This is a genomic window from Nocardioides marmoriginsengisoli (assembly GCF_003725695.1).
Lineage (GTDB): Bacteria > Actinomycetota > Actinomycetes > Propionibacteriales > Nocardioidaceae > Marmoricola > Marmoricola marmoriginsengisoli.
In genome coordinates, this window is record NZ_RJSE01000003.1 from 20,385 (window position 1) to 39,688 (window position 19,304).

The 19,304-nt window shown below is 68.6% G+C and carries 20 protein-coding genes; 4 read left to right on the forward strand and 16 right to left on the reverse strand.

The genetic code is table 11. The annotated features are described in order from the left end of the window. Positions 1-28: 28 nt before the first annotated feature. The 16 genes from EFK50_RS02080 to uvrB all read right to left on the reverse strand — a co-directional run bounded on the left by EFK50_RS02080 (position 29) and on the right by uvrB (position 15,762). The gene (locus tag EFK50_RS02080; protein ID WP_123225906.1) at positions 29-787 is read right to left on the reverse strand and encodes a glucose 1-dehydrogenase; all 759 of its coding nucleotides are present in this window, start codon (positions 785-787) and stop codon (positions 29-31) included. A 32-nt stretch (positions 788-819) separates the two neighbouring features. Next, entirely contained in the window at positions 820-1,728 is a 909-nt protein-coding gene (locus EFK50_RS02085) for a 3-oxoacyl-ACP reductase (protein WP_123225907.1), read from the reverse strand. 49 nt (positions 1,729-1,777) lie between these two features. Further along, positions 1,778-1,972: a ferredoxin gene (locus tag EFK50_RS02090; protein ID WP_123225908.1), complete on the reverse strand. Its 195-nt coding sequence runs from the start codon at positions 1,970-1,972 to the stop codon at positions 1,778-1,780. Beyond that, the gene (locus EFK50_RS02095) at positions 1,969-2,448 is read right to left on the reverse strand and encodes a pyridoxamine 5'-phosphate oxidase family protein (protein WP_123225909.1); all 480 of its coding nucleotides are present in this window, start codon (positions 2,446-2,448) and stop codon (positions 1,969-1,971) included. Before EFK50_RS02095 ends, EFK50_RS02090 begins: the two co-directional genes overlap by 4 nt. Further along, positions 2,448-3,449 (reverse strand): NAD(P)/FAD-dependent oxidoreductase, encoded by a 1,002-nt coding sequence (locus EFK50_RS02100; RefSeq protein ID WP_246003990.1) that lies wholly within the window; start codon positions 3,447-3,449, stop codon positions 2,448-2,450. The genes EFK50_RS02095 and EFK50_RS02100 overlap by 1 nt, the downstream gene beginning before the upstream one ends. A 54-nt stretch (positions 3,450-3,503) precedes the next feature. Continuing rightward, entirely contained in the window at positions 3,504-4,334 is an 831-nt protein-coding gene (locus EFK50_RS02105) for a hypothetical protein (protein WP_123225910.1), read from the reverse strand. Continuing rightward, positions 4,331-4,888: a hypothetical protein gene (locus EFK50_RS02110; protein WP_123225911.1), complete on the reverse strand. Its 558-nt coding sequence runs from the start codon at positions 4,886-4,888 to the stop codon at positions 4,331-4,333. The genes EFK50_RS02105 and EFK50_RS02110 overlap by 4 nt, the downstream gene beginning before the upstream one ends. Continuing rightward, entirely contained in the window at positions 4,888-6,117 is a 1,230-nt protein-coding gene (locus EFK50_RS02115; protein ID WP_123225912.1) for an MCE family protein, read from the reverse strand. The genes EFK50_RS02110 and EFK50_RS02115 overlap by 1 nt, the downstream gene beginning before the upstream one ends. Beyond that, on the reverse strand, positions 6,114-7,400 hold the full coding sequence (locus EFK50_RS02120; RefSeq protein ID WP_123225913.1) for an MCE family protein: 1,287 nt from the start codon (positions 7,398-7,400) through the stop codon (positions 6,114-6,116). The genes EFK50_RS02115 and EFK50_RS02120 overlap by 4 nt, the downstream gene beginning before the upstream one ends. After that, positions 7,400-8,572 (reverse strand): MCE family protein, encoded by a 1,173-nt coding sequence (locus tag EFK50_RS02125; protein WP_183407656.1) that lies wholly within the window; start codon positions 8,570-8,572, stop codon positions 7,400-7,402. Before EFK50_RS02125 ends, EFK50_RS02120 begins: the two co-directional genes overlap by 1 nt. A 5-nt stretch (positions 8,573-8,577) precedes the next feature. After that, entirely contained in the window at positions 8,578-9,561 is a 984-nt protein-coding gene (locus EFK50_RS02130; RefSeq protein ID WP_123226572.1) for an MCE family protein, read from the reverse strand. Continuing rightward, positions 9,561-10,658 (reverse strand): MCE family protein, encoded by a 1,098-nt coding sequence (locus tag EFK50_RS02135; RefSeq protein ID WP_123225915.1) that lies wholly within the window; start codon positions 10,656-10,658, stop codon positions 9,561-9,563. Before EFK50_RS02135 ends, EFK50_RS02130 begins: the two co-directional genes overlap by 1 nt. Next, positions 10,658-11,797, reverse strand: coding sequence for an MCE family protein (locus EFK50_RS02140; protein ID WP_246003991.1), 1,140 nt, complete (start codon positions 11,795-11,797; stop codon positions 10,658-10,660). Before EFK50_RS02140 ends, EFK50_RS02135 begins: the two co-directional genes overlap by 1 nt. Then, positions 11,790-12,635, reverse strand: a complete 846-nt coding sequence (locus EFK50_RS02145) for an ABC transporter permease (RefSeq protein ID WP_123225917.1) — start codon at positions 12,633-12,635, stop codon at positions 11,790-11,792. The genes EFK50_RS02140 and EFK50_RS02145 overlap by 8 nt, the downstream gene beginning before the upstream one ends. Before the next feature lie 5 nt (positions 12,636-12,640). Continuing rightward, a complete protein-coding gene (locus EFK50_RS02150) occupies positions 12,641-13,363 on the reverse strand; it encodes an MlaE family ABC transporter permease (RefSeq protein ID WP_425454371.1) in 723 nt (240 codons plus the stop codon). Positions 13,364-13,635: 272 nt separating this feature from the next. Beyond that, a complete protein-coding gene (gene uvrB / locus EFK50_RS02155) occupies positions 13,636-15,762 on the reverse strand; it encodes an excinuclease ABC subunit UvrB (protein WP_123225919.1) in 2,127 nt (708 codons plus the stop codon). A gap of 78 nt (positions 15,763-15,840) precedes the next feature. Between uvrB and EFK50_RS02160 the strand changes: the two genes are divergently transcribed. From EFK50_RS02160 to EFK50_RS02175, 4 genes are read left to right on the forward strand one after another with little or no spacing between them, the layout of a single operon-like run. Continuing rightward, the gene (locus EFK50_RS02160) at positions 15,841-16,458 is read left to right on the forward strand and encodes an SIMPL domain-containing protein (RefSeq protein WP_123225920.1); all 618 of its coding nucleotides are present in this window, start codon (positions 15,841-15,843) and stop codon (positions 16,456-16,458) included. A gap of 33 nt (positions 16,459-16,491) precedes the next feature. Then, entirely contained in the window at positions 16,492-17,751 is a 1,260-nt protein-coding gene (locus EFK50_RS02165; RefSeq protein ID WP_183407657.1) for a phospholipase D-like domain-containing protein, read from the forward strand. 54 nt (positions 17,752-17,805) lie between these two features. Further along, positions 17,806-18,687, forward strand: a complete 882-nt coding sequence (locus EFK50_RS02170; RefSeq protein WP_123225921.1) for an SDR family oxidoreductase — start codon at positions 17,806-17,808, stop codon at positions 18,685-18,687. Beyond that, complete coding sequence (locus EFK50_RS02175; RefSeq protein WP_123225922.1) at positions 18,684-19,226, forward strand: carboxymuconolactone decarboxylase family protein; 543 nt, start codon at positions 18,684-18,686, stop codon at positions 19,224-19,226. The genes EFK50_RS02170 and EFK50_RS02175 overlap by 4 nt, the downstream gene beginning before the upstream one ends. The last annotated feature ends 78 nt before the right edge of the window (positions 19,227-19,304 follow it).

Sequence of the window (19,304 nt, forward strand, 5' to 3'; positions counted from 1 at the left end):
CCGCGTCTCGACGGACCCGCAGACGTGACTACCCCCCGAACGCGTGGGTGGCGGTCACACCGCCGTCGATCGCGATCTCGGCCCCGTTGATGTACCCGGACTCGTCGCTCGCCAGGAACACGTAGAGCGGCGCGATGTCCTCGGGGTAGCCGACCCGGCGCAGCGGCACCCGGGAGGCGCCGAACTCCATCGCCGCGTCGCCGCCGTGCGGGCGAGTCATCGGGGTGTCGATCATCCCGGGGTGGATCGAGTTGACCCGGATCCCCTTGGGGCCGAGCTCCATCGCCGCTGCCTTGGTCATGCCCCGGATGGCCCACTTGGTGGCCACGTAGCCGGTCAGCGACGCCATCCCGGCGAGGCCCTCGACCGAGGAGGCGTTGATGATCGAGCCGCCGCCGTTCTTCCGCATCGTCCGGGCGACGGCCTTCATGCCCAGGAAGGTGCCGAGCTGGTTCACGTTGACGAGGAGCAGGTACTCCTCCTTGGTCATCTTCTCGATGTCGGCGAACCGCAGGATCCCGGCGTTGTTGGCCAGCACGTTCACCGGCCCGAAGCGCTCGTTGGTCGACTCGACCAGCGCGGTCCAGGAGTCCTCGTCGCTGACGTCGTGGTGGGCGAAGTGCGCGTCCGCGCCGAGCTCGTCGGCCAGCGCCTGGCCGAACTCGTCGGCGACGTCCGCGATGACCACCTTGGCGCCCTCGGCGACGAAGTGCCGGGCGATCGCGGCGCCCTGGCCCTGTGCGCCGCCGGTGACGATGGCGACCTTTCCGGCGAGTCTGTTGCTCATGCTGGGGTTCCTTCTGGGTGGGGGTGGGTTGCTCAGACCTGGAGCTGCATGACGGAGTCGGCCGCGAACCCCGAGGAGGGGTCGCGGTCGGCGAAGAAGCCACCGACGGTCTTGTCGAGCTCGGCGAGGTCGAAGACGTCGCCGGTGGTGTCGAAGCGCTGCTCGACGACCGGGGCGCCGATCAGGGCGACCATGCCGCCGTACACGACGAAGACCTGGCCGGTGATGCGCTCGGCCGCCGGCGAGGCCAGGTAGGCCACCAGCGGGGCGACGTGCTCGGCGGAGTACGGGTCGATCGCCTTCCCGGACTGGTCCTCGCCGAAGACCGCCGCGGTCATCGCGGTCCGGGCCCGCGGTGCGATCGCGTTCGCCCGGATGCCCATCCGGCCCAGGCCGCGCGCGGTGGAGAGCGTCAGCGCGGTGATCCCGGCCTTGGCGGCGGCGTAGTTCGCCTGCCCCGGGGAGCCGCTCAGCGAAGCCTCGGACGCGGTGTTGATCACGCTGCCGTAGACCTGCTCGCCGGTCTCCTTGTGCTTCGCCCGCCAGTACGCCGCGGCGTTGCGGGAGAGCAGGAAGTGACCGCGCAGGTGGATCTTGGTGACCAGGTCGAAGTCCTCGTCGGTCATGTTGAAGAGCATCTTGTCCCGGGTGACGCCGGCGTTGTTCACCACGACGTCGAGCCCGCCCAGACCGATCGCTGCCTCGATCATGGCGTCTGCGGTGGACCGCTCCCCCACGTCACCGGCGACCACGACGGCGGTGCCGCCGAGGCTCCTGATCTCGTCGGCCGCCTCGTCGCCGGCGCCGGGCAGGTCGTTGAGGACGACCGCCGCCCCGGCCTTCGCGAGCGCGACCGCCTCGGCGCGACCGAGGCCGGCTCCGGCTCCGGTGACGACGGCGACGCGGCCGTCCAGGCTCAACGGGTCGGTGGTTTCAGGCATGCGGATGCAACTCTCTTCTCTGCGGAGGACGTGCGGGAGGTGGTTTCGGTCAGCCGTCGATCAGGCTGATCGCGGACTTGGGGCAGGCGGCGATGGCCTGCGCGACCGCGTCGCGGTTCTCGTCGGTGACGTTCTCGTCGACGATCTGGAGGAAATCGTCGTCGTCGATCTCGAAGTTGGCCGGTGCGAGCGCCTCGCAGAGCGCGTTGGACTCGCAGAGGTCGAAGTCGACCTTGATCTTCATGAATTTCCTCCAGGGGGTGCGGTCATCTTGCGGTGGTCCCAGGTCGCGATCTTCTCCGGCTCGACGATGACGCCGACCCGCTTGCGAGCCTGCTGGGCCACGATCTGGTCACCGAACTCGCCGAGGTCCTCGCCGTTCGCCATCACCTTGGCGACCCGGCCACCGAGATCGACGAGCTGGTCGTAGTCCTCGATCAGGCGCGCGTTGCCGAAGATGGTCGCGCCGCGCAGCTCGAAGTAGTCGGTGCCGTCCTCGACCAGGCAGGTGATCCGCGGGTCGCGGCGCAGGTTGAGGATCTTCTGCGACTTGCCGTAGGTCCAGAAGAACATCCGGTCCTCGACCATGACGTAGAAGAGCGTGGTCAGGTGCGGCTGCCCGTCGGGGCCGTTGGTGGCCACCTGGACCTTCATGTTGGTGTCGAGGAACTCGGCGAGCTCCTCGTTGGTCAGCTTGACCGCGTCCCTACCGGCTGCCATCAGGATCCTTCGCTCGAGTGACCGGGGAAGACGCCTTGGTCGGGGAAGATCAGCGGTGCGGCGTTGTTCACCGCAGTGGCGACCTCGCCGAACCCGACCGCGATCAGCCGGACCTTGCCGTCGTACTCGGTGATGTCGCCGGCCGCGAACACCCGTGGCAGGTTCGTCCGGGTGCTGGTGTCGACCTTGATGTGCCGCTTGTCGAACTCCAGGCCCCACTCCTTCATCGCGGTCAGGTCCGCGACGAAGCCCAGGGCGGCGACCACGGCCTGGGCGGGCTTGGTGACGACCTCGCCGTCGTCCTTGGTGATCTCCACCTTCTCGACCTGGTCGTCTCCGATCAGGGCGGTGACCTGGGCCTTGGTGATCACCTCGGCGTCGCTCGCGAGGACGGCGTCGATGGTCGCCTGGTGCGCCCGGAACTGGTCGCGACGGTGCACCAGGGTGATCGAGCTGGCGATGCCGTCGAGCTGGTGCGCCCAGTCGAAGGCGCTGTCCCCGCCGCCGACGATCACCACGTCCTTACCGCGGTACTCGTCGAACGACGGCACGAAGAAGACCAGGCCGCGCCCCTCCCAGCCGTCACCGGCCGGCAGCGGTCGCGGGGTGAACTTGCCGATGCCCGCGGTCACGATGACGACCTTCGCGACGATCTCGGAGCCGTCGTCCAGCCCCATCGTGACCGAGTCCTCACCGACGGTCAGCGCGTTCGCGGTCCGGTTGAGCAGGTACGTCGGCTCCGCGCTGGCTGCCTGGGCGACCAGCTGGCTGATCAGCTCCCGGCCCTTGATGGTCGGGAACCCGGCCACGTCCAGGATCGCCTTCTCGGGGTAGAGCGCCGACACCTGGCCGCCGATCTCGGGAAGCGAGTCGACCAGGGTCACCGACATCCCGCGGAAGCCCGCGTAGTACGCGCCGAAGAGCCCTGCGGGCCCGGCACCGACGATGAGCACGTCCGTCTCATGGAGCTGTGCCGCTTCCTGGGCCTCTTCTTGGGGCACTCCATCGTCCTTCCGGGGCATCAGGTCCCACAAAGTGGAACCTGTTCTAATTTATCAGAGCTTATCCGTCTTGGACACGACCCAGGCGTCGTCCTGGCGTTTCATCGTCAGAACGATCCGGTTCTGGTCGAGCTGCTGGCGCGGATTGCCCTCGATCGTGGTGATCGTGTTGACCCACATCATGATCTTGGCCTCGCTCTTCCGCAGCGAAAGCACCGAAGTCGAGATCGCGGTGGCCTTGACGGTCACGTTCTGCTTCACCATCGCCGGCTCGACGTCCTTGAGCGCGTCCTCGTACTCCTTCACGTACGACGCGGTCATCACCGCGCGGGCGGCCTTCTTGTCGGCGTCCAGTGTCTTGTAGCTCAGGGAGCCCAGCAGGGCGGCGTTCGAGGCTGCCGCGCTCATCGCCGCGTCCCGGTACGCCGCATCGGTGACCTGGCCGTTGTCCGCGACCGCCAGGTCGCCCGGACCGGAGGTCAGGATGATCGTGGTGAGCGCTCCGGCGAGCAGCACGCAGAGGGCGAGCAGCGCCGCGGCGACCTTGTCGACTCCCCCGGTTCCGGCAGCCCGGGCTGCGCCGGTGCCCGGCTCGGCATCCGCCAGCGGCTCGGCGCTCGGCTCGGGGTCGGCGTCGGCCTCGGCCTCGGCCTCGGGCTCGGCTTCTGGCTCGGCGCTCGACTCGGGGTCGGCGCCTGGCAGGGGCGCGGAATCCGACTCCGCCTCAGGCGCAGGCGCGTCCTCGGGCTCGGGCTCGGCCAGGTCGCGCTCCACCGGCTCCGGCTCCGGGAGGTCCGAGTGGCAGAACCGGCACTTCACGGCCGCTGCCTTGATCACCTCGGCGCAGAACGGGCAGACCTTCTCGTCCGGTGCGATCGCGTTCATCGGATCACCTCGAGGTCGGCGATCAACCAGCGGTCGCCGACGTGGTTCATGGTCAGCTTGAACATGTAGCCGAGCTCCTGGTAGCCCGGGCCCTTGCCGGCCTTCTTGGCGGCCTCGGTGGTGGTGTTGGTGACCTTGGTGTCCACCGCCACCGAGACGATCGCGGTCTTCTCGTCGACCTGACCGATCCCGACCTTGAGGACGTCGCCGGTGGAGACGGCCCGGCGCTGGCGGGTCAGCGCGGTCAGCTCGACCAGGTCGTTGCTGTAGTCGGTCTTGAACTTGCCGGTCGCGTAGCCCAGCACCCGCTTGGTGTCGGCGTCGATGTCGTTGTAGTCGAGGTTGACGAAGTCGCTCATCATCCGGCGCGCGGTGGTGGTGATCTCGGTGTCCCGGTCGGCCGCGTCGTCGGCGGCGGTCCAGGAACTCGGCAGCACGCCCGGCACGAACGCCTTCGCGCCGAGGACGAGCAGGCAGGCGAGCGCGAGCACGACGGCCAGCACCGTCAGGAACCGGCGCGCGGTGCGCGGCGGCGTGGCGAGGTCCTCAGTCATCAGTCGCTGGATCCCAGGAGAATCCACTTCCACGTGTCGTCGCCAAACACCGTATGCCTCCCACTGCTCACCTCGGGTGTCGTCCGTGCCTGCTCAGCATCGTACGTTCCGACCCGGCTCCGGTTCCCGGTGACGCTCGAGGGCTGCGGCGCGTACTTCGAACCGCGCATGTTGTACGGCGCCGGCGAGAGGCACTTGGCCTGGTACGTCGGGGAGTCGGTCAGGTCCGTGCCGGGCCGCCAGTCCTTCACCGGCTTGTAGCCCTCGGTGCACGCCGCCTGGGCGTAGTTGAGCTGCAGGTTGATGTGCCCGTAGCCGTCGCCCGGCGTACCGGTGAACCCGGAGGAGATCACCGCCGGGAAGGTGACCAGGGTCTGCTCCAGCGCGTTCAACCGGTCGGTCGCGACCTGGTTGACCTCGACGAGGTTCCCGAGGAACGAGGGCAGGATCGGCTTCAGCCCGGTCAGCAGCGAGTCGACCTCCTGGACCGCCGGCGTCCCGGCCTCGAGCACGGTGCGCAGGAAGTCGTCGGAGGACGCCAGGGTGCCGGTGAAGTCGGCCAGGTTCGAGGAGAACGACCGGATGTTCGCGGCGTTGTCCTGCTGCGTCTCCAGCACCGTCTGCCCGGACCGGATCAGCGCGATGGTCTCGGCCTCGTTCTTCTTGGCCTGCGCCACCAGCGCCGTCCCGGAGTCGACCATCCGCCGCAACGGGTCGGCGGTGCCCTTGAACATCGTGCCCAGCTCTGAGGTCACCGTGGCGACGTCCGACTGGTTCAGGGACCCGACCAGCCCGTTGATCTTCACGAGCAGGTCGTCGGTGGCCTGCGGCAGGCTGGCCTCGTCGCCGTCGAAGGTGTCGCCGTCGGCGGCGTACGGGCCGTTGCCGTCCTTCGGCTCGAAGTCCAGGTACTGCTCCCCCACGGCCGAGAGGTTGTGGATGAAGAACGGGGAGTCGGCCGGGATCCTGGTGCCCTCCTTGACCGCGAAGGTCAGCCGGACGCCGTCCGGGATGACCTCCATGTCGGAGACCTTGCCGACCTTCACGCCGCGGTAGGTGACCTCGCTGCCGACGAAGAGCCCGCCCGAGCTGGGCAGCTCGGCGTGCAGGGTCAGGCCGCGGCCGGTGACCTTGTCCATCAGGCCGAGGTACGAGGCGGTCACGTAGACGATGCCGACGGCCGCGAGAACGACGAAGGCGATCAGCCGGACCTTGACTCCGCGGGTCATTTCTTCCCTCCTCCGAGCAGCAGGCCGAGCAGTCCGCCGTTGCCGGTCGTGCCGGTCGAGCCGCTGGTGCTGGGCTTGGATCCCCCCAGGATCCCGTTCAGGAAGGTGCCGAGCGGGTTGTCCTTGTTCCCGTGCGGCGCCGGCCCGACACCAGGACAGAGCGGATTGGTCGGCATCAGCGAGCAGAGCTGGGTGAGCAGCGTCTTGTTGAGCCCTTCGCAGACCGGCGCGAGCGGCGTCGCCATGCAGATCTCGACCGGGCTGGGCAGGTTCGAGGTGTCCCCGACGCCACCGCTGCCGAGCAGCTTGGAGAGGTCGAAGTCGATCGCGAACAACGCGTTGGCGTAGTCGCCCTTGGCCAGGTCGGCCGCTTCCTTCGGGAACGGGAAGCTGGCCATCAGGCTGACCCCGCGCGGCAGCGAGTCGCCGGCGTCGGCGAGCTCGCGGAGCGAGGGAGCGAGGTGCCGCAGCGTGGCGATCACGTCCTCCTTGCTCGCCGCCAGCACCCGGGTGCCGACGACGCCGAGCTTGTCGAGCTCGACGAGCATCTTCATCAGCGCCTTGTGCTGCCCGTTGAGCACCCGCAGCGCCGGACCCATCGCGTCGATGGCGGCGGCCACCGACCGGCTCTCCTTGTTGAGGGTCTTCGCGAGGTTGTCGACCGCCTCCAGGGCGGTCACGATCGAGGCCTTCTGGTCGTCCAGGGTGCTGACCAGCTTGGTGATGTTGGTCAACGCGCCGCGGGCCTGATCGGTGCGCCCGTCGAGCATCTTGTTGATCTCGATGCTGATCGTCCGCAGCTGCTGGACGCCGCCGCCGCTGAGCACGAAGGAGAGCGCGCCGAGGACCTCCTCGACCTCCGGGTTCCGGCCGGTCCGGTCCAGCGGGATGGTGTCGCCCTCGCTGAGCCGACCCTGGGCGCCGTCCTCGGGCGGGAGCAGGGCGACGTACTTCTCACCGAGCAGGCTGGTCTGACGGATGTCCGCGAACGTGTTCGCCGGCAGGTCCAGGTCCTTGCGGATCTGCAGGGTGACCTTCGCGTGCCAGCCGACCCGCTCGATCTCCGAGACCTGGCCGACCGGGACGTCGTCGACCATCACCGCTGTCCGGGGCACCACGTTCAGCGCGTCGGTGAACTCCGCGGTCACGGTGATGGCGTCGTCCGGGTCCACCGCCTTGCCGCCGGGCAGCGGCAGGTCGTACGCGCCGTCGAACTTGCACGAGGAGACCACGAACGCGATCACCAGCAGGGCGATCGCCAGCAGCCCGGGGCGACGCTTCATCAGCTGCCTCCCAGGATCGCGCGCTGGCCCGAGCCGGACTTCGCGCTCTTGCCGAGCTTGATGCCGGGGATCTGGATGCCGGCGGCGAGGTCGGAGCCGCGCTGGGCCAGCGGAGCCGTCAGTGCCTTGAGCACCTGGCAGGCCAGTCCCGGGTTCGGCACCCGCGAGTTCACCACGATGTCGCAGAGCACGTTGCCGAGGCTCTGCACGGTCGGGCCGAACTGGACCCGGGAGCCGATCGTGCCGGACTTGACGTCGTACGCCAGGGTCAGGTTGCCCAGGCCGAGCGGGGCCAGCTGCAGCGCCGTACCGAGCGAGTCGCGCTCCTTGGCGAGGGCACCCAGGACGGTGGTCAGGTCCCGGATGTTGCTGGTCAGCGCCGCCTTGTTGTTCTTCACGAAGCCGCGCACCGTGGTGACCACCCTCGACAGCGATGCCAGCGCGCGGGAGAGCTCGCCGCGCTCGCCGGCGAGCTGGGCCGAGACCCCGGAGAGGTCGCCGATGAACTGGGTGACCACCGAGTCGTTGGCCGCCAGCGTCGAGGTCAGCTCGGAGAGCTGCCGGACCGAGCTGAACAGGGCGCCGCTGTTGTCCCCGAACGCCTGGACCGCCTTCGACATGTTCAGCAGGGTGTCGTTGGCCAGCGCGCCCTGGCCGCGCAGCGCGTCCGCGCCGGAGGAGAGCAGCGCGCTGAGCGCGCCCTTCTTGTTGGCTCCGTTCGGGCCGAGGGCCGTGCTCAGGTCCGCGAGTCCGCGGTAGATCCGGTCGAGCTCGACCGGTGTCCCGGTGTCGGGCAGCGGGATGTCGGCGCCGTCCGCGAGCACCTTGCCCGAGGTGAAGGCCGGGCCGAGCTGGACGAACCGGTCGGCGACCAGGGTCGGCGTGATGATCGCGGCCTTGGCGTCGGCCGGGAGCTTGTACGCCGAGTCGTAGGTCATCTCGACCCGGACGCTCTCGCCCTCGGGGACGACCGCGTCCACGGTCCCGATCCGGACGCCCATCAGCCGGACCTCGGAGCCCGGGTAGATCGCCACCGCACGGGAGAAGTGCGCGGAGACGGTCCGGTCGCCGCCGCTCCCGCCGACGAACGTGACCAGGGTGGCGCCGACCAGGAGCAGCGCGACCACGATCGCGAGGGTCCGGCCGCTGAGCCGGTCCAGAAGGGCACTCATCCCGCTCATCCCCCCTTCCGGGTGCCGGGCAGGAACTCGCCGGTGGCCAGACCGACCAGGTTCGGCACGTAGGCGTCGAACCAGGGCCCGGTGCCGATCACGTTGATCAGGATCGAGGCGTACGGACCGAGGTTGTGGATCGTCGCCTGCAGCGACTTCTCACGCATGCGCAGCAGGCCGACGACCTGCTGCAGGTCGGCCAGCACCGGGCCGATCTGCTTCTCGTTGTCGCGGACGATGCCGGTCAGCGAGGCGGAGAGCTTGGACGCGTTGACCAGCAGGGTGTGGATCGCCTCCTTGCGGTTCCGGAGCTCCTGGAAGACCTGGTCGCCCTGCTTCATCAAGGTGACCAGGTCGCCGCGTCGGTCGGCGAGCAGCTTGGTGACCCGGTCGGCGCGCTGGAGCAGCCCGGCGAGGTCGTCGTCCCGCTCGGCGATCGCCCGGGACAGCCGGGAGATGCCGGTGAACGAGTCGTGGACCTGCGGCGCGGCCGCGTCGATCGTCCCCGACAGCGTGGTCAGCGCCTCGGCCAGCTGGTCGGTGTCGATCTTCTCGGTGGTCGTGGTCAGCTGGCTCAGCGTGCTGACGATGTCGTACGACGCACGGGTGCGACTCAGCGGGATGGTGCCGCCGTCGGCCAGCTTGCCGGGGCCGGCCGGGGTGAGGTTCAGGTACTTGCTGCCGAGCAGGTTCAGCACCTCGACCGAGGCCTTGGTCTCGGTGCCGAACGAGGCGTCGTGGACGTCGAAGTTGACCCGGACGTGGTCCTTGCGGATGTCGATGCTCTTGACGCGGCCGACCCGGACGCCGGCGATCTGCACCATGTCACCGCGGGCGAGGCCGGAGGCGTCGGTGAAGTCGGCGTGGTAGCCGGTGCCGCGGAAGCCGGGGAACTTCTGCAGGTTGAAGGCGGCCGCCATCACCACCAGCAGCACGATCAGCGAGATCGAGCCCAGGCGCATGATGGACGCGTTGGTGTGCCGGGCCATCAGGAGCACCTGTCCGCGGTGCTGTGGAACTCGAGCGCCTTGCTCAGCGACTTCTCCAGCTGCTTGATCAACGGCCCGGTCAGGTCCGGGATGCCCAGGGTGGAGAGGTCGATCTTCGGCAGGATGATCTTGCCGGTGAAGTCGCAGAGGTAGTAGTTGTACCAGGACCCGTAGGTGCCGATCCGGGCCTGCTTGCGGAACAGCTCCGGGAGCCGGTCGAGCGCCTCGTTGAGGATCGCCTGGTTCTTCGGCCGGGCCAGGATGTTCGCCACCCGGCCGAGCTGCTTGATGTCCTCGCGGAGCAGCGGGCGACCGCGGGTGAGCAGGTCGGAGAGCTGCCCGGTCAGCGCGCTCACATTCGTCAGCGAGGTGCCGATCAGCTTGCGGTCCACCGACAGGTTGCCGAGCCAGTCCTTGAGCTGGACGACCAGGTCGTCGAGCTGCTGGTGGTGGTCGTCGACCGTCTTCAGCATCGTGGACAGGTTGGTGATGACGTCACCGATCAGCTCGTCGCGATCGGCGAGGGTGTTGGTCAGCGAGGCCGTCCGCGACAGCAGCTCCGCGATGGTGCCGCCCTCGCCCTGGAGCACCTTGACCAGGTTCAGCGACAGCTCGTTGATCTGGTCCGGGTCCAGCGCCTGGAAGAGCGGCTGGAACCCGTTGAAGAGCGCGGTCAGGTCGAGGGCCGGCGTGGTCTGCGCCATCGGGATGGTGCCGTCCTCCTTCAACGAGGGCGCACCCGGGGCGCCCTGGGAGATCGACATGTACCGGTCCCCCACCAGGTTCAGGAAACGGATGTCCGCCTTGCTGGCGGTCGTCAGCGGCACGTCGCTCTTGACGTCGAAGGTGACCAGCGCGTTGTTCTTGTCGTAGATCTTCACGTCCTTGACCGAGCCCACCGTCAGGCCGGCGATCCGGACGTCGTCGCCCTTGGAGATCAGGCTCGCGCTGCTGAACAGGGCCTTGTACTCGGTGGTCGACCCGAAGCCGAAGTTGCCCATGATCATCGCGAGCACCGTGGTCACCACCAGCGAGCAGGCGGTGAAGATGCCGAGCTTGACGGCGGCCACCGTGGTCGCGGTGTTGCGCGTCCCCATCAGTGCCTCCCCGGCTCGTCGAGGTCGCTGCCGTCGGGCAGCGGCACGTACGGCGCCGGGACCTGCGGGTTCGGCAGGCCGAGGCACCAGGGGCCGTGCCCGGTGGCGGCGTACTCGGGGCGGTCCTTGGCGGTGTACGCCGGGCGCTGGACGGCGTCGAACGACATCTTCTGGCGGACCCGGTTGCCCTTGAAGATCTTGCCGAGCCGGTCGGTGTACTTGTCGATGCCCTGGAGCAGGCAGGTGTACTCCGGCGAGTAGGTGTCCAGCAGCGCCATCAGCGGACGGGCCAGCCGGGACTCACGGACGATCGCGTCCTCGTTGGTGGTGAGGATCCCGGTGGTGGTGATCGACAGGCTGGTGGTCGCCTGGATGAACGAGGAGAGGTCGTCGACCTTCTCGGTCACCGTGTGCGCGGTGACGGTGGCGTTCTTGAGCAGCCGGACCAGGTCCGGGGCCGCCAGCGAGTACGTCCGGCTGACACTGGCGAGCAGCTTCAGGTCCTTCTCCACCGTCGGCAGCTGGACGTTCACCGCACCGAGGTAGGAGTCCAGGTCGGAGATCGTCTGGCCGAGCTTCTCGCCGCGGCCGGCGAGCGCGGTCGAGAGTGCGTAGAGGGTCGTGTTCAGGTCAGCCGGGCGGATCGAGCGCAGCAGCGGGAAGAGCGTCGCGAGGACCTGCTGGAGCTCGACGTTGGTGGTCACCCGCGAGGACGGGATCACGTCGCCGTCGTCCAGCGCGGTCGACGACGGGGCCTCGGGGTCGACGAGGGCGACGTACTTCTGCCCGAACAGCGTGGTCGGCCGGATCTCGACGCTGACGTTGTCCGGGATCTTCTTGGCGGCGTCCGGCTGCAGCGCGATCTTGATCGAGGCCTGCTCGCCGTCCTGGCTGACTCCGCGGATCTGACCGACCTCGACCCCGTGCAGCCGGACCGCCCCGAACTTCGGGAGCTGCAGTCCGGCCCGGTCCGCCTTGATCGTCACCATCGTCGCCGGCGTGAACGCCTTCTGGTAGATCGCGATCGACAGCCCGATCAGCAGCGCGAGGATCACCAGGTACGCGATCCCGGCGACGAAGAGGCGCCGGTGCTCGCTCTTGGTGTCGTGCACGATGTTCATCAGCATGGGATCAGCCACCTCCCGTGATCTGCACGGTGGTGGTGGAGCCCCAGATCGCGAAGCTCATGAAGAAGTCGGCGATCACGACGGTGACGATCGAGGTACGGATCGCCCGGCCGACCGCCATCCCGACACCGGCCGGTCCGCCCGACGCCGTGTAGCCGTAGTAGCAGTGGATCAGGATGATCGCGATCGCCAGCACGATCAGCTTCAGGAAGGACTTGAGGATGTCCTCGGGAGGCAGGAACTGGATGAAGTAGTGGTCATAGGTTCCCGCCGACTGCTTGTAGATCAGGGTCGTGATCAGCCTCGGCGAGAGGTACGACGCGCAGAGGGCGACGATGTAGAGCGGGATCACCGCGATGAACGCCGCGATCATCCGGGTCGTCACGAGGAACGGCAGCGACGGGATCCCCATCACCTCGAGCGCGTCGATCTCCTCGGAGATCCGCATCGCGCCGAGCCGTGCCGTGTAGCCGCAGCCGACGGTCGCGGCGAGCGCGATCGAGGCGACCAGCGGCGCCACCTCGCGGGTGTTGAAGTACGCGGAGATGAAGGCGGTGAACTTGGCGACGCCGAGCTGGCTCAGCGACGCGTAGCCCTGGATGCCTACCTCGGTCCCCGCGAAGAACGCCAGGAACGCGATCACGCCCGCCGAGCCGGCGATCAGCGCGAGGCCCCCGGCGCCGAACGCGACCTCGGCCAGGGTGCTGCCGATCTCGCGCTTGTAGCGGGAGATCGCGCGGGGCGTCCAGGCGAGCGCCTTGACGTAGAAGAGCAGCTGGTCGCCGCGTTCCTCGATCCGGTTGCGCTGCTCCTTGAGGAGCGCGCTCCCGACCTGGGTGAGCTGGGACACCGTCGTCACATCCCGCTCTGGGGGACGACTTGGAAGTAGATGGCGGTGATGATCGCGTTCAGGAAGAACAGCACCATGAAAGCGATGATCACCGACTCGTTCACCGCCCGGCCGACGCCGCTGGGGCCGCCCCCGGCGTTCAGGCCCTTGTACGAGCCCACGATCGCAGCGAGGTAGCCGAACAGCAGCGCCTTGATCATCGCGACCCAGAGGTCGGTGATCGAGGCGAGCGCGGTGAACGAGGCGAGGAACGCGCCGGCGGAGCCGCCCTGGACGATCACCGTGAAGAAGTAGCCGCCCCCGATCCCGGCCGCGATCACGATCCCGTTGATCATCAGCGCGACGAAGACGGTGGCGAGGACGCGGGGCACGACGAGGCGCTCGATCGGGTCGACGCCGAGGACCTCCATCGCGTCGATCTCCTCGCGGATCTTCCGCGCGCCGAGGTCGGAGCAGATCGCCGACCCGGCCGCCCCCGCGATGATCAGCGCCGCGGCGATCGGTGCCGCCTCACGGACGACGGCGAGGACCGCGCTGGCGCCCGCGAACGACTGCGCCCCGAGCTGGCCGGTCAGGCCGCCCACCTGGAGCGAGATCACCGCGCCGAACGGGATCGAGATCAGGATCGTCGGGAACAGCGTGACGCTGGTGATGAACCAGGCCTGCTCGATGAACTCGCGGAGCTGGAACCTGCTCGTGAAGACGGCCTTGGTGACGTCGACGACCATGGCAGCGATCTCACCGGGGCCACGCACCATCGAGGCAACCGAAATCGCCACGCGTCACCTCCCCTGGACCCGTCGACCTGCAGGCACGAGAACCAAACCTAGAACCTGTTCTCATTTCAGGCAACTCCCCGCCTGTACGAAATCAACGAGAATGTCCTGGATTGGTCACGCCCGAACCGTAGACGAGTTCAGTTCTGTCCGCCGGTTGATGAGGATTTGCCCTTGGTCTCGGCTTTCGAGGGCTTTGCGGAGATTCACCCCACGGGCGACGCCTATTTCGTCGCTTCCATCATTTGGCGCAGTTCCTTCTTGAGCTCCTGGACCTCGTCCCGGATCCTCGCCGCCACCTCGAACTGCAGCTCCGCCGCCGCGGCGTGCATCTGCTCGGTGAGCTGTTGGACCAGCTCGGCCAGGTCGCTGGACGGCAGCCCGGCCAGGTCCGGCATCAGCTGGCGGTCGGCGTTGAGCTTCGACAACCCGGGCACCGGCGCCTTCTTGCTCTTGTCCCCGCGCGCCCCAGTCCCCTGCCAGGTGGCCAGCAGCTCCTCGGTGTTCTCGTCCTCGCGGGCGAGCATCTCGGTGATGTCGGCGATCTTCTTGCGCAGCGGGGTCGGGTCGATGCCGTGCTCGGTGTTGTAGGCGACCTGGATCGCGCGGCGACGGTTGGTCTCGTCGATCGCCTTCTCCATGGAGGGCGTGATCTTGTCGGCGTACATGAAGACTTGGCCGGACACGTTGCGAGCGGCTCGCCCGATGGTCTGGATCAGTGACTTGTCGGAGCGCAGGAAGCCCTCCTTGTCGGCGTCCAGGATCGCGACCAGCGAGACCTCCGGCAGGTCGAGACCTTCACGGAGCAGGTTGATCCCGACGAGGACGTCGTACAGGCCGAGGCGGAGGTCGCGGAGCAGCTCGATCCGCTTGAGGGTGTCCACCTCGGAGTGCAGGTACCGGGTCCGGATGCCGTTCTCGAGCAGGTAGTCGGTGAGGTCCTCGGACATCTTCTTGGTCAGCGTGGTGACCAGCACCCGCTCCTGCTTCTCGGTGCGCTGGTTGATCTCGCTGATCAGGTCGTCGATCTGCCCCTTGGTCGGCTTGATGATCACCTCGGGGTCGATCAGCCCGGTCGGGCGGATGATCTGCTGGACCGCGTTCTCGACCCCGCCGCCCTTGGCCAGCTCGTAGTCCCCCGGGGTCGCCGAGAGGTAGATGGTCTGGCCGATCCGGTCCAGGAACTCCTCCCAGCGCAGCGGCCGGTTGTCCATCGCGCTCGGCAGCCGGAAGCCGTGGTCGACGAGGTTGCGCTTGCGGGACATGTCGCCCTCGTACATCCCCCCGATCTGCGGGACCGCGACGTGCGACTCGTCGACGACCAGGACGAAGTCCTCCGGGAAGTAGTCGAGCAGGCAGTTCGGCGCGCTCCCCCGCTGCCGGCCGTCGATGTGCATCGAGTAGTTCTCGATCCCCGAGCAGGACCCGACCTGGCGCATCATCTCCACGTCGTACGACGTCCGCATCCGCAGCCGCTGCGCCTCCAGCAGCTTGCCCTGGCGCTCGAAGACCGAGAGCTGCTCCTCGAGCTCGGCCTCGATCCCCTTGATCGCCCGTTCCATCCGCTCCGGACCGGCGACGTAGTGCGTCGCCGGGAAGATGTAGAGCTCCTTGTCATCGGTGATCACCTCGCCGGTGACCGGGTGCAGCGTCATCAGCCGCTCGATCTCGTCGCCGAAGAACTCGATCCGGACCGCGTGCTCCTCGTAGACCGGGAAGACCTCCAGGGTGTCGCCGCGGACCCGGAAGGTGCCGCGGGTGAACGCCAGGTCGTTGCGGGTGTACTGGATCTCGACGAGGCGGCGCAGCACGCTGTCCCGGTCGTGCTCCTGGCCGACCCGGAGCCGCAGCATCCGGTCGACGTACTCCTGCGGCGTCCCGAGGCCGTAGATGCAGGAGACCGTCGAGACCACGATCACGTCGCGGCGGGTCAGCAGCGAGTTGGTGGCCGAGTGCCGCAGCCGCTCGACCTCCTCGTTGATCGAGGAGTCCTTCTCGATGTAGGTGTCGGTCTGCGGGACGTACGCCTCGGGTTGGTAGTAGTCGTAGTACGAGACGAAGTACTCGACGGCGTTCTCCGGCATCAGCTGGCGCAGCTCGGTCGCGAACTGGGCCGCGAGGGTCTTGTTGGGCTGCATCACCAGCATCGGCCGCTGGAGCTTCTCCGCCACCCAGGCGATCGACGCGGTCTTCCCGGTGCCGGTGGCGCCGAGCAGGACCACGTCCTTGATGCCGCCGGAGATCCGGGTGTCGATCTCGGCGATCGCGGCCGGCTGGTCGCCGGCGGGCTCGTACTCGGAGATGACCTGGAACGGCGCGACACGGCGCTCGAGATCGGTGACGGGACGCATGTCTGGAGCCTACGACTCCACACCGACAATCCCTCGCGCCGGACGTCGAGCCTGTCGAGACGCAGGTAGGTTCTCCGTATGTCGAACTTCATCGAGGTGACCGGCAACGGAGCCGCGACCCAAGCCCCCGACCGGATCGACCTGCACATCGCCGTGTCCCTGGTTCGACCCGGCGTCGCCGAGGCCCTGGACGCCGTCAACAGCCGGGTGCGCGACCTGGGCGTCGCACTGCGCGAGGCCGGTCTCGGCGATGCCGACATCAGAACCACGCACAGCAACGTCTCCGAGGAGTACGGCGGCCCGGACAACGCCCGTTCCGGATACCGCGCCGGCCAGGACCTGCAGCTCCGGGTGGCCGACCTCGGCCGGCTCGACGAGGTGCTCGCGGCGGCGGTGGCCGCTGCCGGCGACGACTTCCGGATGAGCCACCTCGCCTGGGCGATCTCCGACCCGGCAGCACTGATGGAGCAGGCCCGGGCAGCAGCCTTCGAGGACGCCCGCGCCAAGGCCGAGCAGCTCGCCGCCCTGACCGGCGCCGAGCTCGGTGCGCTGCGCCGGATCGTCGAGGGGTACGGCGGTGGTGGCGTCCCCCGGCTGGCGATGGCGAAGGCCGATGCCGCGGGTTTCGCGCCGGAGCGCGGCTCCAGCCAGGTCGAGACCAGTCTCACGGTGCGCTGGGCCCTCGTGCATGGGTGATCGTCGCTCCGCTCGTTCGCGTAGCCTCGACTCGTGAGCAGACCCACGGACGCCCTTCTCTCCGCGGGGCGCAAGATCTGGCCGGTGCTGCGACGCACCCTGTTCACCGTTCTCGGCGTCCAGCTGGTCCTGGCGTTCACGCTGACCCTGGTCGACTCCTGGCGCCGGCGCGGCAAGAAGCCGCAGCCCTTCACCACCCTGGAGCCGCAGGACGTCCGGATCGGCGAGGGCACGATCACGACGTACACGAACGGCGTCGACCTCTTCGAGGACATGCTCGCCGCGATCGACTCCGCGCGCAGCCAGGTGCTCTTCGAGACCTACATCTGGAAGGGCGACGAGACCGGCGAGCGGTTCAAGCGGGCCCTGACCGCGGCCGCCGACCGGGGCGTGGAGGTCTACGCGATCTACGATTCCTTCGCCAACCTGGTCGTCGACCCGCGCTTCAAGACCTTCTCCAAGATGCTCCGGGTGCTGAAGTACCCGATGTACACGGCCGGCTGGCGGTTCTTCGACCTGCGCCGCTACGGCCGGGACCACCGCAAGGTGCTGGTCGTCGACGACGGCGTCGCCTTCGTCGGCGGATTCAACATCGGTGCCGCCTACGCGACCGAGTGGCGTGACACGCACTGCCGGATCACCGGGCCGGCGGTCTGGGACCTGAAGCGATCCTTCGCCGACTTCTGGAACGACCACCGCGGCGGCCGGCGCCCGCTCCTCCTGGAGACCACCGACGCCGAGTGGGAGCCCCGGATCCGGCTGCACCGCAACCTGCCCCGGCAGTGGATGTTCCCGATCCGGTCGATGTACCTGGAAGCGATCAACCGGGCCCGGCGCAACATCTGGATGACGCACGCCTACTTCCTCCCCGACCAGGACTTCGTCGACGCGCTCACCACGGCCGCACGCCGCGGGGTGGACGTGAAAATCCTGCTCCCCCGCACCTCGAACCACGTGGTCGCGGACTGGATCTCCCGCGGGTACTTCGGGCAGCTGCTCGAGTCGGGCGTCCAGATCCACCGGTTCGAGGGCGCGATGGTGCACGCCAAGACCGCCACCATCGACGGCAAGTGGTCCACGGTCGGTACGGCGAACATCGACCGGCTGAGCATGTCCGGCAACTACGAGATCAACGTCGAGTTCATCGACACCGGCATGGCCGAGGTGATGGAGGCGATCTTCCGCTCCGACCTGGAGCAGTGCTCGCACCTGTCGTCCCGGGACTGGAACGCCCGCGGCGTGCACCGCCGGTTCACCGAGGCCGTGCTCAACCCGCTGCGCCACCTGCTCTGAGCCTCCTACCGCAGTCGGATCCCCCGAAGCCCCCGCCGCACTAGGCTCGCCACCATGTTGCGCGCACCCGTCAAGGACCTCCACGGCAAGAACGTCTTCCTCACCGGCGCGGCCAGCGGGATCGGCCGGGCGACCGCCATCCAGGCCGCACGCGAAGGCGCGGTCCTGTTCCTGACCGACGTCGACCAGCAGGGCCTCGTCGACGTGGTCGCCGAGATCACCGAGGCCGGCGGCGAGGTCGCCTACGCGGCCCCGGTCGACATCTCCGACCACGACGGCGTCCGGGCGATGGCCGACGAGATCACCGCGCAGGCCGGCGCCATGGACGTAGTGATGAACATCGCCGGGATCGCCTCCTGGGGCACGATCACCGCGATGCCGCACAGCACCTGGAAGCGGGTCGTCGACATCAACCTGATGGGCCCGATCAGCGTGCTCGAGTACCTGGTGCCCCCGATGATCGAAGCGCGCCGAGGCGGCCAGATCGTCAACGTCTCGTCGGCCGCGGGCATCATCGGGATGCCGTGGCACGCCGCCTACTCGGCCAGCAAGTTCGGCCTCCGCGGCGTCTCCGAGGTGCTCCGCTTCGACCTGGCGCGGCACCGGATCGGGGTCAGCCTGGTCTGTCCCGGCGGCGTCGACACCGGGCTGACCGAGACGGTGAACATTGCGGGCGTCGACAACGCCAGCCCCCAGTTCCGCAAGCTGCAGGGGCACTTCAAGAAGCGCGCGGTCACCCCCGAGCAGGCCGCCGCGTCGATCCTCAAGGGCGTCCGCCGCAACAAGTACTGGGTCTACACCTCCCCCGACATCCGATTCGCGCACTTCGGCCAGCGCTACTTCCCGCCCGGCTACGCGCTGGCGATGACCGTGATGAACCGGGTCGCCAACAAGGCACTCCCGCAGGTCGGGCGCGCCGTCCGGGACGACGGATGAGCGACCAGCCGCGGATCCTGCCCGGCGGCGTCCGGGAGCTCGGACCGGTGATCTGGACGTTCTCCCGGATCGCGGGCCGCGCCACCCGAACGGCACCGCCGGCGATCTTCACCACCCTCGGGCGCGGCCGCGGGCTCTTCTGGGGCTGGCTGCACTTCGCCGGCAAGCTGATGCCCGGCGGAAAGCTCCCCCGGCGCGAGACGGAGATGGTGATCCTGCGGGTCGCCTCGCTCCGCGGCTGCGACTACGAGTTCGAGCACCACGTCCGCCTGGGCCGCCGCGCCGGCGTCCGGCCCGAGGACGTCGAGCGGATCAAGGTCGGCTCCGGGGCCGAGGGCTGGCAGGGCCACGAGCAGCTGCTGATGCGGGTCACCGAGGAGCTCCAGGCGACGCGCGACCTCAGCGACGCCACCTGGGCGGACCTGCGCGCCGTGTACGACGAACGCACCAGCATCGAGCTGCTCCTGCTGATCGGGCACTACGACATGCTCGCGACCACGCTGATGACGCTGCGGCTGCGGCCGGACGCGCCCCGCTGATCCCGGACGTCGAGCCTGTCGAGACGCAGCACGACGCCGCTCGCTGATCCCGGACGTCGAGCCTGCCGAGACGCCTGG

What these genes read in the sequence shown, in the direction of transcription:
- EFK50_RS02080 (WP_123225906.1), bottom strand. Translation starts at nt 787, where the DNA reads ATGAGCAACAGACTCGCCGGAAAGGTCGCCATCGTCACCGGCGGCGCA.
- EFK50_RS02085 (WP_123225907.1), bottom strand. Translation starts at nt 1,728, where the DNA reads ATGCCTGAAACCACCGACCCGTTGAGCCTGGACGGCCGCGTCGCCGTC.
- EFK50_RS02090 (WP_123225908.1), bottom strand. Translation starts at nt 1,972, where the DNA reads ATGAAGATCAAGGTCGACTTCGACCTCTGCGAGTCCAACGCGCTCTGC.
- EFK50_RS02095 (WP_123225909.1), bottom strand. Translation starts at nt 2,448, where the DNA reads ATGGCAGCCGGTAGGGACGCGGTCAAGCTGACCAACGAGGAGCTCGCC.
- EFK50_RS02105 (WP_123225910.1), bottom strand. Translation starts at nt 4,334, where the DNA reads ATGAACGCGATCGCACCGGACGAGAAGGTCTGCCCGTTCTGCGCCGAG.
- EFK50_RS02110 (WP_123225911.1), bottom strand. Translation starts at nt 4,888, where the DNA reads ATGACTGAGGACCTCGCCACGCCGCCGCGCACCGCGCGCCGGTTCCTG.
- EFK50_RS02115 (WP_123225912.1), bottom strand. Translation starts at nt 6,117, where the DNA reads ATGACCCGCGGAGTCAAGGTCCGGCTGATCGCCTTCGTCGTTCTCGCG.
- EFK50_RS02120 (WP_123225913.1), bottom strand. Translation starts at nt 7,400, where the DNA reads ATGAAGCGTCGCCCCGGGCTGCTGGCGATCGCCCTGCTGGTGATCGCG.
- EFK50_RS02125 (WP_183407656.1), bottom strand. Translation starts at nt 8,572, where the DNA reads ATGAGTGCCCTTCTGGACCGGCTCAGCGGCCGGACCCTCGCGATCGTG.
- EFK50_RS02130 (WP_123226572.1), bottom strand. Translation starts at nt 9,561, where the DNA reads ATGGCCCGGCACACCAACGCGTCCATCATGCGCCTGGGCTCGATCTCG.
- EFK50_RS02135 (WP_123225915.1), bottom strand. Translation starts at nt 10,658, where the DNA reads ATGGGGACGCGCAACACCGCGACCACGGTGGCCGCCGTCAAGCTCGGC.
- EFK50_RS02150 (WP_425454371.1), bottom strand. Translation starts at nt 13,363, where the DNA reads ATGGTCGTCGACGTCACCAAGGCCGTCTTCACGAGCAGGTTCCAGCTC.
- uvrB (WP_123225919.1), bottom strand. Translation starts at nt 15,762, where the DNA reads ATGCGTCCCGTCACCGATCTCGAGCGCCGTGTCGCGCCGTTCCAGGTC.
- EFK50_RS02160 (WP_123225920.1), top strand. Translation starts at nt 15,841, where the DNA reads ATGTCGAACTTCATCGAGGTGACCGGCAACGGAGCCGCGACCCAAGCC.
- EFK50_RS02170 (WP_123225921.1), top strand. Translation starts at nt 17,806, where the DNA reads ATGTTGCGCGCACCCGTCAAGGACCTCCACGGCAAGAACGTCTTCCTC.
- EFK50_RS02175 (WP_123225922.1), top strand. Translation starts at nt 18,684, where the DNA reads ATGAGCGACCAGCCGCGGATCCTGCCCGGCGGCGTCCGGGAGCTCGGA.